We start from the raw sequence: 14,287 nt of genomic DNA, 5'->3' as shown, positions 1-14,287 counted from the left end.
TGAGGATAGGATATGAGTACTACTGATAGCATTGTATCCAGCCAGACAAAACAGTCGTCATGGCGTAAATCGGACACTACGTGGACACTGGGTTTATTTGGTACCGCCATTGGCGCCGGGGTGCTGTTTTTCCCTATCCGCGCCGGGTTTGGCGGGCTTATCCCCATTCTGCTGATGCTGGTTTTAGCTTACCCCATTGCGTTCTATTGTCACCGGGCGCTGGCGCGTCTGTGTTTATCCGGGTCTAATCCGTCCGGCAATATTACGGAAACGGTCGAAGAGCACTTTGGTAAAACGGGCGGGGTAGTTATCACGTTCCTTTACTTCTTTGCGATTTGTCCGCTGCTGTGGATTTATGGCGTCACCATTACTAACACGTTCATGACGTTTTGGGAAAACCAGTTGCAGATGCCAGCGTTGAACCGCGGCTTCGTGGCGCTGTTCTTGCTGCTGCTGATGGCTTTTGTGATCTGGTTTGGTAAAGATCTGATGGTTAAGGTGATGAGTTACCTGGTATGGCCGTTTATCGCCAGCCTGGTGCTAATCTCATTATCGCTGATTCCTTACTGGAACTCGGCGGTTATCGATCAGGTTAATCTCAGCAATATCGCGTTGACCGGGCACGATGGCATACTGGTTACGGTGTGGCTGGGAATTTCTATCATGGTGTTCTCCTTTAACTTCTCGCCCATCGTCTCTTCGTTCGTGGTGTCTAAGCGTGAAGAGTATGAGAAAGAGTTTGGTCGCGACTTTACCGAACGTAAATGTTCACAGATCATCTCTCGCGCCAGTATGCTGATGGTCGCCGTGGTGATGTTCTTCGCCTTTAGCTGCCTGTTTACGCTCTCCCCGCAGAACATGGCGGATGCGAAAGCGCAGAACATTCCAGTGCTTTCCTACCTGGCCAACCATTTCGCCTCTTTGTCGGGGACAAAATCCACTTTTGCAACGGTGCTGGAGTATGGCGCGTCTATCATTGCGCTGGTTGCTATCTTCAAATCTTTCTTCGGTCACTATTTGGGGACGCTGGAAGGGTTGAACGGCCTGGTGCTGAAGTTCGGTTATAAAGGCGATAAAACCAAAGTCTCCATGGGCAAGCTTAACACCATCAGCATGATCTTCATTATGGGGTCTACCTGGGTTGTGGCTTATGCAAACCCGAACATTCTGGATCTGATTGAAGCGATGGGCGCGCCGATTATCGCCTCACTGTTATGTCTGCTGCCGATGTACGCCATTCGTAAAGCGCCGTCGCTGGCGAAGTACCGTGGTCGTCTGGATAACGTGTTCGTCACCCTGATTGGTCTGCTGACCATCCTGAATATCGTCTACAAATTGTTCTAATCCTCTCGTTCAGCCTGCGTTCCGCCATAGGGCGTGGACGCAGGTTGACATCGACGGAGTCACTACATGAATGAATTTCCGGTCGTTCTGGTCATTAATTGCGGATCATCTTCTATTAAATTCTCTGTACTGGATGTCGCTACCTGTGATGTTTTAATGGCGGGAATAGCAGATGGAATTAATACTGAAAACGCCTTTTTATCTATTAATGGCGATAAGCCGATAAACCTCGCGCACCCTAATTATGAGGACGCGTTAAAAGCCATTGCCTTTGAGCTGGAAAAACGTGATTTAACGGATAGCGTGGCATTAATTGGCCACCGTATCGCGCACGGTGGAGAGCTATTTACGCAGTCCGTAATTATTACCGATGAGGTTATCGATAATATTCGTCGGGTATCGCCTTTAGCGCCGCTGCATAATTACGCTAATTTAAGCGGTATTGACGCGGCGCGGCACCTTTTCCCGGGCGTGCGACAGGTGGCGGTATTTGATACCAGTTTCCACCAGACGCTGGCGCCGGAAGCCTATTTGTACGGATTACCGTGGGAATATTTTTCCAGCCTGGGCGTGCGGCGCTACGGCTTTCACGGTACGTCGCATCGCTATGTTTCGCGGCGCGCCTATGAACTACTTGACCTCGATGAAAAAAACTCGGGTTTGATTGTCGCGCATTTGGGCAATGGGGCGTCTATCTGCGCGGTACGCAATGGTCAGAGCGTGGATACCTCAATGGGGATGACGCCGCTGGAGGGGCTGATGATGGGCACTCGCAGCGGCGACGTTGATTTCGGCGCGATGGCGTGGATAGCCAAAGAAACCGGGCAGACGTTGAGCGATCTGGAGCGAGTGGTGAATAAAGAGTCCGGTTTGCTCGGCATATCCGGTTTGTCATCCGACCTTAGAATCCTGGAAAAAGCCTGGCACGAAGGACATGAGCGCGCCCGGTTAGCGATAAAAACGTTTGTCCACCGTATCGCCCGTCATATTGCCGGACACGCGGCATCGTTACATCGGCTGGATGGCATTATTTTTACCGGCGGTATTGGTGAAAATTCAGTATTAATTCGCCAGTTGGTGATTGAACATCTGCGCGTACTGGGGCTTACGTTAGACGTTGAAATGAATAAGCAGCCGAATTATCACGGCGAGCGTATTATTTCCGCTAACCCTTCTCAGGTTATTTGCGCTGTTATTCCCACAAATGAAGAGAAAATGATTGCCCTTGATGCCATTCATTTAGGCAACGTGAAAGCACCAGTGGAATTTGCATAACTTAACAGTTGTTCTGTAGAGAGATTATTTTTCATGAAGGTAAATATCGATACCAGCGATATGCTGTATGCCGAAGCATGGCGTGATTTTAAAGGTACGGACTGGAAAGAAGAAATTAATGTCCGTGATTTTATTCAGCATAACTATACGCCTTATGAGGGGGATGAGTCTTTTCTCGCCGATGCGACGCCAGCGACCACGGCGTTGTGGGAAAAGGTGATGGCGGGAATACGTATCGAGAACGCGACCCATGCACCGGTGGATTTCGATACCAACATCGCGACGACAATTACCGCCCACGATGCGGGATATATTGAAAAAGAGCTGGAAAAAATCGTCGGTTTACAAACGGATAAGCCGCTTAAACGCGCTTTGCATCCGTTTGGCGGCGTTAATATGATCAAAAGTTCATTCCATGCCTATGGCCGCGAAATGGACGCCGATTTTGAATATACCTTTACCGACCTGCGGAAAACCCATAATCAGGGCGTATTCGATGTTTACTCGCCGGATATGCTGCGCTGCCGTAAATCCGGTGTATTAACCGGTTTGCCGGATGGTTATGGTCGCGGGCGCATTATTGGCGATTATCGCCGCGTCGCGCTGTATGGCATCCGTTATCTGGTGCGCGAACGCGAGCTGCAATTCGCCGACCTGCAGTCGAATCTGGAGTGGGGACAGAATCTTGAGGCGACGATTCGCCTGCGTGAGGAGCTGGCGGAGCACCGTCGCGCGTTGCTGCAAATGCAGGAGATGGCGGCGAAATACGGCTACGATATCTCCCGTCCGGCGCGAAACGCGCAGGAAGCGGTACAGTGGCTCTACTTTGCCTATCTGGCGGCGGTAAAATCGCAAAATGGCGGTGCAATGTCGTTGGGGCGAACCGCGTCGTTCCTTGATATCTACATTGAGCGCGATTTCAATGCGGGCCTCCTGACAGAGCAGCAGGCGCAGGAGCTGATCGACCATTTCATCATGAAGATCCGTATGGTGCGCTTCCTGCGCACGCCGGAATTTGACTCGCTCTTTTCCGGCGATCCGATCTGGGCCACCGAAGTTATTGGCGGGATGGGGCTTGATGGCCGCACGCTGGTGACGAAGAACGCCTTCCGTTATCTGCATACCCTGCACACGATGGGGCCAGCGCCGGAGCCGAACCTGACCATACTGTGGTCTGAAGCGCTACCGGTGGCATTCAAAAAATATGCTGCGCAGGTCTCCATCGTGACCTCATCTTTGCAGTATGAAAACGACGATTTAATGCGTACCGACTTTAACAGCGACGATTACGCCATCGCTTGTTGTGTCAGTCCGATGGTCATCGGTAAGCAGATGCAGTTCTTCGGCGCGCGCGCCAACCTTGCCAAAACGTTGCTGTACGCTATCAATGGCGGCGTTGACGAGAAACTGAAAATCCAGGTTGGGCCGAAAACCGCGCCGTTAATGGATGAGGTGCTGAATTACGACACGGTAATGGAGAGCCTCGACCATTTTATGGACTGGCTGGCGGTGCAGTACATCAGCGCGCTGAACATCATTCACTACATGCACGATAAGTATAGCTATGAAGCCTCGCTGATGGCGCTGCACGACCGCGATGTGTATCGGACGATGGCGTGCGGCATCGCCGGACTGTCGGTGGCGGCGGATTCCCTGTCCGCCATCAGGTATGCTCAGGTGAAGCCGATTCGCGATGAAAACGGCCTTGCCATTGACTTCGCTATTGAAGGCGAGTATCCGCAGTATGGTAATAACGATGAGCGCGTGGACAGCATTGCCTGCGACCTGGTGAAACGCTTTATGCAAAAAATTAGCGTGTTGCCGACGTATCGCAATGCGGTGCCGACGCAGTCCATTTTGACCATCACCTCGAACGTCGTGTACGGGCAGAAGACCGGCAATACGCCGGATGGACGTCGTGCCGGAACGCCGTTCGCGCCGGGGGCGAACCCGATGCACGGTCGTGACCGTAAAGGGGCGGTGGCCTCGCTGACGTCGGTGGCGAAACTGCCGTTTACCTACGCCAAAGACGGTATTTCATACACCTTCTCGATTGTGCCTGCGGCGCTCGGGAAAGAAGATGCGGTGCGGAAAACCAATCTGGTCGGCCTGCTGGACGGCTATTTCCATCATGAAGCACAGGTGGAAGGCGGGCAGCATCTGAACGTCAATGTAATGAACCGTGACATGTTGCTGGATGCGATTGAACATCCGGAAAACTATCCGAACCTGACGATCCGCGTTTCTGGCTATGCCGTGCGTTTCAATGCGCTGACTCGTGAGCAGCAACAGGACGTTATTTCGCGCACCTTTACTCAGGCGATGTAACGTGAGCGGGGCGATCGTGTGGATCGCCCCGCGACGGATCTTCACTGAACGGTAATCTTAGGGGGAGATATGATTAGCGCATTTGATATTTTTAAGATCGGCATTGGACCTTCAAGCTCCCATACCGTAGGGCCAATGAATGCAGGAAAATGTTTTATCGATCGGCTGACCGACAGCGGCGACCTGCCGCGAACAACGCGCATCACGGTTGATCTTTACGGATCGCTGTCGCTGACTGGCAAAGGCCATGCGACCGATACCGCCATCATTATGGGCCTGGCGGGCAATACGCCGCAGGATGTCAATATTGATAGCATTCCGGCATTTATCCAGGAGGTTGCCCGCAGCAGCCGTTTATCGGTTGCGGGGGGCGCGCATGTGGTGGATTTTCCCGTTGCCGACAGTATTCTCTTTCACGCTGAAACCCTGGCACGCCATGAAAACGGTATGCGTATTACCGCCTGGAACGGACAAAAGCTGCTTTTACGTAAAACGTATTACTCTATCGGCGGCGGCTTTATTGTCGAAGAGGAACGCTTTGGTCAGTCGCACGACGTAGAAAAATCGGTGCCGTATGATTTTCATTCCGCCAGCGAACTGTTGACGCTGTGTGAAAGACAGGGTCTCTCGGTTTCCGGCCTGATGATGCAAAATGAACTGGCGTTGCGTAGCAAAGAGCAGATTGACGCTGGCTTTGCCCGCATCTGGCAGGTGATGTTGGCCGGGATTGAGCGTGGTATGAATACTGAGGGCGTTCTGCCGGGGCCGCTGAACGTTCCACGCCGCGCGGTAGCGTTACGGCGTCTGTTGGTCTCCAGCGATAATCTCTCCCGCGATCCGATGAACGTCATCGACTGGATTAACATGTTCGCCCTGGCCGTGAGCGAAGAGAACGCGGCGGGCGGGCGAGTGGTCACCGCGCCGACCAACGGCGCGTGCGGAATTATTCCCGCGGTGCTGGCCTATTACGACAAATTCCGTCGTCCGGTCAATGCCAACTCTATCGCCCGTTATCTGCTGGCGGCGGGGGCGATTGGCGCGCTGTACAAGATGAACGCCTCGATATCCGGCGCGGAAGTGGGGTGTCAGGGCGAAGTTGGCGTAGCGTGTTCGATGGCGGCGGCGGGGCTGACAGAACTACTGGGCGGCAGCCCGGCGCAGGTCTGCATTGCGGCGGAAATCGCGATGGAGCATAACCTTGGCCTCACCTGTGACCCGGTGGCGGGTCAGGTGCAAATCCCTTGTATTGAACGTAATGCGATTAACGCCGTTAAAGCGGTAAATGCGGCGCGAATGGCGCTACGCCGTACCTCCGAACCGCGGGTTTCGCTCGATAAAGTGATCGAAACCATGTACGAAACCGGTAAAGACATGAACGACAAATATCGCGAGACGTCGCGCGGCGGCCTGGCGATTAAAGTCGTTTGTAGATAGGCCCGATAGGCGCAGAGTTATCAGGCTATGGGATAACGCAGAAGACAGAAGCATGAAAAAAGGGCGCACTTTAGTGCGTCCTTTTTTGTTGTGATCCGCTTCAAATAGAGAAAATAACAATATTAAACGAATAGTAAATAGAAAATAATTCTTAACCCACAAGAAATATAGGTGTTTGATTGGTAAGTTTTTCTCTTATCGTGCGCGTATGATTTTCTTATTACAAGAAAGTACCTGCACCTCACGTTCTGCACATCGCCTTGCTGCGGCACGAAAAATAAAAAAACCTCTACCTACACATTGAGCGAGAATTCTATGGAATCGGCAAGTAATACCAGCGTAATCCTCGACGCATCAGCCCCGGCGCGTCGGGCAGGGATGACAGAAAGCGAATGGCGTGAGGCCATCAAATTTGATAGTACCGACACCGGTTGGGTCATTATGAGTATCGGGATGGCGATCGGCGCAGGGATCGTTTTCCTTCCTGTCCAGGTCGGCCTGATGGGACTTTGGGTCTTTTTACTCTCTTCTATTATTGGTTATCCGGCCATGTACTTGTTCCAGCGGTTGTTTATTAATACGCTGGCGGAATCCCCGGAATGTAAAGACTACCCCAGCGTGATCAGCGGCTATCTGGGCAAAAACTGGGGTATTTTATTAGGCGCGCTCTACTTCGTCATGCTGGTTATCTGGATGTTCGTCTATTCTACGGCGATTACTAACGACAGCGCCTCTTATCTGCATACTTTCGGCGTAACGGAAGGCTTACTTTCCGATAGCCCGTTTTATGGTCTGGTGCTGATTTGCATCCTGGTGGCGATTTCCTCACGCGGTGAAAAATTACTGTTCAAAATTTCCACGGGTATGGTACTGACCAAACTACTGGTTGTTGCGGCGCTGGGCGTATCCATGGTTGGTATGTGGCACCTGTATAACATTGGCGCGCTGCCGCCGATGGCCCTGCTGATTAAAAACGCCATTATTACCCTGCCGTTTACGCTGACCTCGATTTTGTTTATCCAGACGTTAAGCCCAATGGTGATCTCTTACCGTTCACGCGAAAAATCTATTGAGGTCGCACGTCATAAAGCGTTGCGCGCCATGAATATCGCGTTTGGCGTCCTGTTCGTTACCGTCTTTTTCTATGCGGTTTCCTTCACCCTGGCGATGGGGCATGACGAAGCGGTGAAAGCCTATGAGCAGAATATTTCCGCCCTGGCGATCGCCGCGCAATTTATTAGCGGCGATGGTGCTGGCTGGGTCAAAGTGGTCAGCGTGATTCTGAACATCTTTGCCGTAATGACCGCCTTCTTTGGCGTTTACTTAGGATTCCGCGAAGCGACGCAAGGCATTGTGATGAATATCCTGCGCCGCAAAATACCCGCAGAGAAGATCAATGAAAATCTGGTACAGCGCGGCATTATGCTTTTCGCTATTTTGCTGGCCTGGAGTGCCATTGTGCTCAACGCGCCGGTACTGAGCTTCACCTCTATTTGTAGCCCTATCTTCGGTATGGTGGGCTGTTTAATTCCGGCATGGTTGGTCTACAAGGTTCCCGCATTGCACAAATATAAAGGCGCCTCGTTGTACCTGATTATTATTACCGGTCTGCTGTTATGCGTTTCTCCGTTCCTGGCATTCTCTTGATATACCTGAGATTAAGGTTGTTGTTATGTTTGAATCTAAAATAAATCCATTGTGGCAAAGTTTTATCCTGGCCGTACAGGAAGAAGTAAAACCGGCGCTGGGGTGTACTGAGCCAATTTCACTGGCGCTGGCGGCAGCGGCAGCGGCGGCTGAACTTGACGGCACAGTTGAACGCATTGACGCGTGGGTTTCGCCCAATCTGATGAAAAATGGTATGGGCGTTACCGTTCCAGGAACGGGAATGGTAGGGCTACCGATCGCCGCGGCGCTTGGCGCGTTGGGCGGTGATGCGAAAGCCGGGTTGGAGGTGTTAAAAGACGCTTCCGCTAAAGCGGTTGCCGATGCAAAAGCGATGCTGGCCGCCGGACATGTCGCGGTGATGTTGCAGGAGCCATGTAATGATATCCTGTTTTCACGGGCGAAAGTTTATAGCGGCGATAGCTGGGCATGTGTCACGATCGTTGGCGATCATACAAACATCGTGCGGATAGAAACCGACAAGGGTGTAGTGTTTACCCAGGCCGATAATGCACAGGGAGAAGAAAAAACCTCGCCACTGGAAGTGCTGTCTCATACCTCGCTGGAAGAGATTCTGGCGTTTGTGAATGCGGTGCCCTTTGACGCTATCCGCTTTATTCTGGATGCGGCCAGGCTAAACGGCGCGTTGTCGCAGGAGGGACTGCGTGGTTCCTGGGGGCTGCATATCGGTTCGACGCTGGCCAAACAGTGCGATCGCGGTCTGCTGGCGAAAGATCTCTCCACGGCGATTTTGATCCGTACCAGCGCGGCGTCAGATGCCCGAATGGGCGGCGCAACGTTGCCCGCGATGAGCAACTCCGGTTCCGGCAACCAGGGGATTACCGCCACAGTGCCGGTCATGGTGGTTGCTGAACATGTCGGCGCCGATGATGAGCGTCTGGCGCGTGCGCTAATGTTATCGCATTTGAGCGCTATCTATATTCACCATCAGCTTCCGCGTTTGTCGGCGCTGTGCGCGGCAACCACGGCGGCGATGGGCGCGGCGGCGGGTATGGCGTGGCTGATAGATGGTCGTTATGACACTATCGCAATGGCTATCAGCAGTATGATTGGCGATGTCAGCGGGATGATTTGCGATGGCGCGTCGAATAGCTGCGCGATGAAAGTCTCCACCAGCGCGTCGGCGGCGTGGAAAGCCGTGCTGATGGCATTGGACGATACGGCGGTGACCGGAAACGAAGGGATTGTGGCACACAATGTCGAACAATCTATTTCGAATTTATGTTCGCTGGCGTGTCGCTCAATGCAGCAGACAGACAAGCAGATCATCGAGATTATGGCCAGTAAAGCGCATTAATAATAACGCCCCGGCATGACGTCGGGGCGTTATGTTGCCCGATGATGCTGCGCTTATCGGGCCTACCCGCTGTAGGCCGGATCAGGCGCTTGCGCTGCCATCCGGCATGATTTCAGGCTGTGGCCTCTTCTTCTGCCAGCCGGACTTCGGCGTCCGCCACGATTGCTTCCAGTTCGGTTAGCATCTCTTCATAGCCCAGCGGCACAGTGGCGCTCATCGCCTCCTGTACGGCAGCAGGTTTTACCACGGGCTGACGTTTCTTCGCCGATTTTTTGCTCATCTTACGACTCCTTTTCTGGCTGGCTACACCGGTAAATCTACCAGTAATGCGCGCAGCGGCGTATCGGCAACCAGCGTAATGTTAGGTTCATCACGAATAAATGCGCCATCTCCGCAGGTTAACGCCTCGCGTTCTTCATTGGGCGTCACCGCGTGGAACGTACCGTGAATCGACTGCAAATAGGCGCGCGGCCCGTGAAGCTGGAAATTAAGCGATTCGCCTTTCTCCAGCGTAATATGATGTACCCAGACCTGTTGGCGCAGTTGTAAGCTGTTTTGCTCACCGTCGGGCGACGCAAGAAGCTGTTGTTGCGCCGCCGAGAGTGGGATTTTTTGTACCAGCGCGTTTTCCCGTTCAGGACAGGCGTCAAGCCACAGTTGCATTCGGGTTAACGGCTTAACTTTGCTGAGATTATGTTCGCTGTAGCTAATGTCCGGCTGCGCGGCGAGCAGTAACGCTTCGCCCGCTTTAGCCTGTACATGGTTGCCGTCGCTGTCGCGATATTCTGCTTCGCCGTCCAGAACCAGGTTTAAAATATCCACCTTTGGATAAGTTCGAGGCTGAAAAGAGGCGCCCGGCGCCAGTACTTCCTGGTTCAGCACGCGCAGCGAAGCGTAGCCCAGCAGTGTAGGGTCGAAATAGTGTCCAAAGGAGAAGGTGTAGCGGGCCTGCAACCATCCATAGTCTGCCTGTCCACATTGTTTGGCGGTTCGGGTCGTAATCATCGTTATTAACCTCTCTTTACTCCCTTTTATGTTAAGGGGCTGGACGCTGTATTGTTAGCCAGATATTCTGCCCGGTATGTTCAAATTTCCTGAATGAGAACGCTATGGCTAAAGAGAGAGCGCTGACGCTTGAAGCATTGCGTGTGATGGACGCCATTGACCGCCGGGGCAGTTTTGCCGCAGCGGCAGATGAGCTGGGACGGGTACCCTCCGCGCTGAGTTACACCATGCAGAAGCTGGAAGAAGAGTTGGACGTTGTACTGTTTGATCGCTCCGGCCATCGTACAAAATTCACCAACGTCGGTCGTATGCTGCTGGAACGCGGGCGGGTATTGCTGGAAGCGGCAGACAAGTTAACGACGGATGCCGAAGCGTTGGCCCGTGGTTGGGAAACGCATCTGACGCTGGTCACTGAAGCTCTGGTGCCGACGCCTGCTTTTTTTCCGCTGATCGACCGGCTGGCCGCCAAAGCCAATACGCAGCTTTCCTTGATTACCGAAGTACTGGCTGGCGCATGGGAGCGGCTTGAGCAGGGACGGGCGGATATCGTCATCGCCCCGGATATGCATTTTCGGTCGTCGTCGGAAATTAACTCCCGTAAGTTGTATACGATAATAAATGTGTATGTCGCCGCGCCTGACCACCCCATTCATCAGGAGCCGGAGCCGCTTTCGGAAGTGACGCGGGTTAAATACCGCGGCGTAGCGGTAGCGGATACCGCGCGCGAGCGGCCGGTATTAACGGTGCAACTGCTGGATAAGCAGCCACGTCTGACGGTAAGCACGATTGAAGATAAACGTCAGGCGCTGCTGGCCGGGCTTGGCGTCGCGACCATGCCGTATTCGATGGTGGAACAGGATATTGCTGAAGGGCGGCTACGCGTGGTCAGCCCGGAATCGACCAGCGAAATCGATATTATTATGGCCTGGCGGCGCGACAGTATGGGCGAGGCAAAAGCCTGGTGTCTGCGGGAAATACCTAAGCTATTCGCCGGAAAATAAATAGCGCGCGGCGCTTTAAAAGCGGCGCCGCGCCGCCATCAGGAAAAACGTTTCGGATCGGGGCCGAAGCGGTTGTCGCCCGGCGTACCATTCTGGCAGTTGAACGCGATGATGATAAGCCAGCCGATAATGGGGATAAGTAGCAACAGTAGCCACCATGCGGAGCGGTCAGTGTCATGCAGACGACGGAACTGCACGGCCCACCACGGTAAAAAGATCAGAACGCCGTAAATGGTGGTCAGAATGCCTTCACCCCCGGCGCGTTGCCAGCCGAGCATGGCGTCCAACAGGCCCAACACAAAGGTAAAGATGATATTGACCAGAATAAACATCCAGTACTCTTTGCGTCGCGCGCGGCCACCAAATCCCAGATAATTTTTTAAAACGTTTAAATACCAATCCATTTTCGCCTCAATAATCGTTCAATCACTTGTTTTTAAAGTAATCAAACTAAGAATAGCCGCGAATGAAATGCTGGTAAATATTTGTGATATTAATTAATAAGGCGTCCCGGAGGACGCCTGAAATTAGCCAAAGCGCACGTCGCGCCCGTGAGGTTCGAGCAGATCCTGCCACGGTCCGATAGAAATGATACCTGTGGGGTTAATCGTTTTATGGCTACGGAAATAGTGGTGACGAATATGGTCAAAATTAACGGTCTCAGCAATGCCCGGTATTTGATAGATATCGCGTAGGAAACCATACAGATTCAGGTAGTCGCTGATTCGGTATTTGTCGCATTTGAAATGAGTCACGTAAACCGGATCAAAGCGTACCAGGGTCGTCCATAAGCGGATATCCGCCTCGGTCAACTGGTTGCCCGTCAGATAGCGATGCTGTCCGAGAATCTGCTCCAGGCGCGCCAGCGCAGTAAACACCTTTTCTACCGCTTCATCATACGCTTGCTGGCTGGTGGCGAAGCCTGCTTTATAAACGCCGTTATTAACGTTGTCATAAATCCAGGCGTTTAACTCGTCAATTTTGCTTTGTAGCGCGGGTGGATAGTAATCTCCGGCTTTAGCGCCCAGCCCATCGAAGGCGGAGTTAAACATACGAATGATTTCGGCGGACTCGTTGCTGACGATAGTATGATTCTTTTTATCCCATAAGACCGGCACGGTGACGCGGCCGCTGTAGTGCGGATCGGCGTGCAGATACAACTGGTAGAGAAATTCATGCTGATAGAGTGTATCGCCGGTGGCCGCCGGAAAATCATCATCAAACGTCCAGCCGTTTTCCAGCATCAATGGATTCACGACGGAAACCGGAATAAACGGCTCCAGGCCTTTCAGTTTACGGAAAATGAGCGTGCGGTGCGCCCAGGGACAGGCAAGGGAAACGTACAGATGGTAACGATCTTTTTCTGCGGCGAATCCGCCTTCGCCGGAAGGTCCGGGCGCGCCGTCAGCGGTAAGCCAGTTGCGGAAAGCCGACGCTGAACGCTGAAATTTCCCCCCGGAAGATTTGGTGTCATACCAGGTGTCGTGCCAGACGCCATCGATCAGTTGTCCCATGTCTCTCTCCTTCAGATGACAAAAGCGAGGCGCTATTCCCTCGCTTTTTTAATTGAGTATAGATTGCTTACCACTTTTTATTCAGCAGACGGTCAAGGCTGAACGTGCCAGGCCCGGTTAACGCCAGTAATAAGAATCCGCCGGCAATGGTCAGGTTTTTCATAAACATCAGCGAGTTTACGCCTTCTGCAAAATTGCTATGGAAGATCAATGCCGTCAGCAACGTAAAACCAGCGGTAAAAAGCGCAGTGGTTCGGGTGAGGAACCCCAGCAGAATCGCCAGACCGCCGCCGAACTCAAGCAGTATGGTGAGCGGCAGCAGGAATCCCGGTACGCCCATCGCTTCCATATACTGTTGTGTGCCCGCATAGCCATTAATTTTTCCCCATCCTGCGGTAATAAACAGAACTGGCATTAAAATACGCGCTATCAGTACACCAACATCTTCTAATTTTTTCATTTTATTCTCCAGGAGGCCGATTCGGCTGCTGCTGCTATTTTCATGAGCAATGGCGCGGTGTAGAGCGTCATTGTTATCGCTGGAGAGAATCATAAACGTGGCGTACAGGAATTGTTAGCAAGGAAAATTGCTAAATTTTTTCAAAAAATTTGAGTGATTACTGAAGAGACGAGGTGTCTGAAAGTATCGCGCCATCAGGAGTAAGCGGGTGATAACCTGATGGCGCGATGCTATAAAAGAAAAGACATTAACCGCGGAGCTGTTGTTGACGGAGGGTAGTTTTTACCAGGCGCCATGCGCTCCAGATCCCCAGGCCGCGTTTCGCCCAGCGTACCAACATATTAGGATGACGGATGGTCCAGATGGCCATTACGCTGCTACCGACCAGCGCCCAGGAGCGCAGGCTTAACACGGTATTCCAGCCGCGATCGTAAGCGCTGGTGGTCTCCAGCCAGTCGCGACGGCTGGCCGATAGATCCAACCGTTGCTGCTGGATCTGACTGAGAAGCAGCGCTTTACGTTTTTCGCGTTCGCCTTTGCTGCTCACGACTGATCGTCCTCCAGAATTTGCCGATCGTTAGCCAGTTCGTGCCGTGTATGGCGCAATAGCGTGGACTGACGCGCTTTGCGTAACGTCCAGATGCCGCCGATTAGCGCAAGCACTAACAGCACAACGGTGGTCGCGATCATCGCGTTCAAACGGTACTGAGGATCGATAGCCCAGATGACCAGGACCATCAGGCTCATTAAGCCAAACGCAGCGAAGAGCATGGTAAGACCTACCATCAGCAAAAGCTGAAAGAGGTTCGCTTTCTCTTCTTCCAGTTCTACTACCGCCAGTCGCAGCCGGGTTTCCACCATCTCAACGATAATGGTGACAATCCGCTGCCCGATACCCAGTACGCTTTTGCCTGGTCCTTGTGCCTGTCGAGAGTCCGCCATA

The 14,287-nt window shown here is 52.7% G+C and carries 14 protein-coding genes; 7 read left to right on the top strand and 7 right to left on the bottom strand.

What is annotated here, in order from left to right; translation table 11 throughout:
* Positions 1–12: 12 nt before the first annotated feature.
* The 6 genes from tdcC to ACE15A_RS20930 all read left to right on the top strand — a co-directional run bounded on the left by tdcC (position 13) and on the right by ACE15A_RS20930 (position 9,364).
* The gene (gene tdcC / locus ACE15A_RS20955; protein WP_023246611.1) at positions 13–1,344 is read left to right on the top strand and encodes a threonine/serine transporter TdcC; all 1,332 of its coding nucleotides are present in this window, start codon (positions 13–15) and stop codon (positions 1,342–1,344) included.
* 66 nt (positions 1,345–1,410) lie between these two features.
* Complete coding sequence (gene tdcD, locus ACE15A_RS20950; RefSeq protein ID WP_023246610.1) at positions 1,411–2,619, top strand: propionate kinase; 1,209 nt, start codon at positions 1,411–1,413, stop codon at positions 2,617–2,619.
* A 33-nt stretch (positions 2,620–2,652) separates the two neighbouring features.
* Entirely contained in the window at positions 2,653–4,947 is a 2,295-nt protein-coding gene (gene pflB / locus ACE15A_RS20945) for a formate C-acetyltransferase (protein ID WP_023246609.1), read from the top strand.
* 69 nt (positions 4,948–5,016) lie between these two features.
* Positions 5,017–6,381 (top strand): L-serine ammonia-lyase, encoded by a 1,365-nt coding sequence (gene tdcG, locus ACE15A_RS20940; RefSeq protein ID WP_053508254.1) that lies wholly within the window; start codon positions 5,017–5,019, stop codon positions 6,379–6,381.
* Between the two features lie 315 nt (positions 6,382–6,696).
* Positions 6,697–8,028 carry an amino acid permease gene (locus ACE15A_RS20935; protein WP_023246607.1) on the top strand — a complete coding sequence of 444 codons (1,332 nt, stop codon included), beginning with the start codon at positions 6,697–6,699 and terminating at the stop codon, positions 8,026–8,028.
* Positions 8,029–8,053: 25 nt separating this feature from the next.
* Positions 8,054–9,364 (top strand): serine dehydratase subunit alpha family protein, encoded by a 1,311-nt coding sequence (locus ACE15A_RS20930; protein WP_023206301.1) that lies wholly within the window; start codon positions 8,054–8,056, stop codon positions 9,362–9,364.
* A 112-nt stretch (positions 9,365–9,476) separates the two neighbouring features.
* Here the strand turns inward: ACE15A_RS20930 and ACE15A_RS20925 are convergent, their stop codons facing one another.
* Positions 9,477–9,644, bottom strand: a complete 168-nt coding sequence (locus tag ACE15A_RS20925; RefSeq protein ID WP_053508252.1) for a hypothetical protein — start codon at positions 9,642–9,644, stop codon at positions 9,477–9,479.
* Positions 9,645–9,667: 23 nt separating this feature from the next.
* Positions 9,668–10,369 carry a pirin family protein gene (locus ACE15A_RS20920; protein ID WP_023246605.1) on the bottom strand — a complete coding sequence of 234 codons (702 nt, stop codon included), beginning with the start codon at positions 10,367–10,369 and terminating at the stop codon, positions 9,668–9,670.
* Between the two features lie 104 nt (positions 10,370–10,473).
* Between ACE15A_RS20920 and yhaJ the strand changes: the two genes are divergently transcribed.
* Entirely contained in the window at positions 10,474–11,370 is an 897-nt protein-coding gene (yhaJ, locus tag ACE15A_RS20915; protein ID WP_023246604.1) for a DNA-binding transcriptional regulator YhaJ, read from the top strand.
* Between the two features lie 38 nt (positions 11,371–11,408).
* Here the strand turns inward: yhaJ and ACE15A_RS20910 are convergent, their stop codons facing one another.
* The 5 genes from ACE15A_RS20910 to ACE15A_RS20890 form a co-directional block, all read right to left on the bottom strand.
* A complete protein-coding gene (locus ACE15A_RS20910; RefSeq protein WP_023246603.1) occupies positions 11,409–11,774 on the bottom strand; it encodes a DUF805 domain-containing protein in 366 nt (121 codons plus the stop codon).
* 123 nt (positions 11,775–11,897) lie between these two features.
* Positions 11,898–12,884 (bottom strand): glutathione S-transferase family protein, encoded by a 987-nt coding sequence (locus tag ACE15A_RS20905; RefSeq protein ID WP_053508249.1) that lies wholly within the window; start codon positions 12,882–12,884, stop codon positions 11,898–11,900.
* 67 nt (positions 12,885–12,951) lie between these two features.
* Positions 12,952–13,344, bottom strand: a complete 393-nt coding sequence (locus ACE15A_RS20900; RefSeq protein WP_023246601.1) for a DoxX family protein — start codon at positions 13,342–13,344, stop codon at positions 12,952–12,954.
* A 247-nt stretch (positions 13,345–13,591) separates the two neighbouring features.
* Positions 13,592–13,891, bottom strand: coding sequence for a YqjK-like family protein (locus tag ACE15A_RS20895; RefSeq protein ID WP_053508247.1), 300 nt, complete (start codon positions 13,889–13,891; stop codon positions 13,592–13,594).
* Entirely contained in the window at positions 13,888–14,286 is a 399-nt protein-coding gene (locus ACE15A_RS20890) for a phage holin family protein (RefSeq protein WP_000785626.1), read from the bottom strand. Before ACE15A_RS20890 ends, ACE15A_RS20895 begins: the two co-directional genes overlap by 4 nt.
* Position 14,287 lies beyond the last annotated feature (1 nt).

The organism is Salmonella sp. HY31 (genome assembly GCF_042604575.1).
GTDB classification, from domain to species: Bacteria; Pseudomonadota; Gammaproteobacteria; order Enterobacterales; family Enterobacteriaceae; genus Salmonella; species Salmonella diarizonae.
This window is presented reverse-complemented; position numbering and strand designations above follow the sequence as displayed.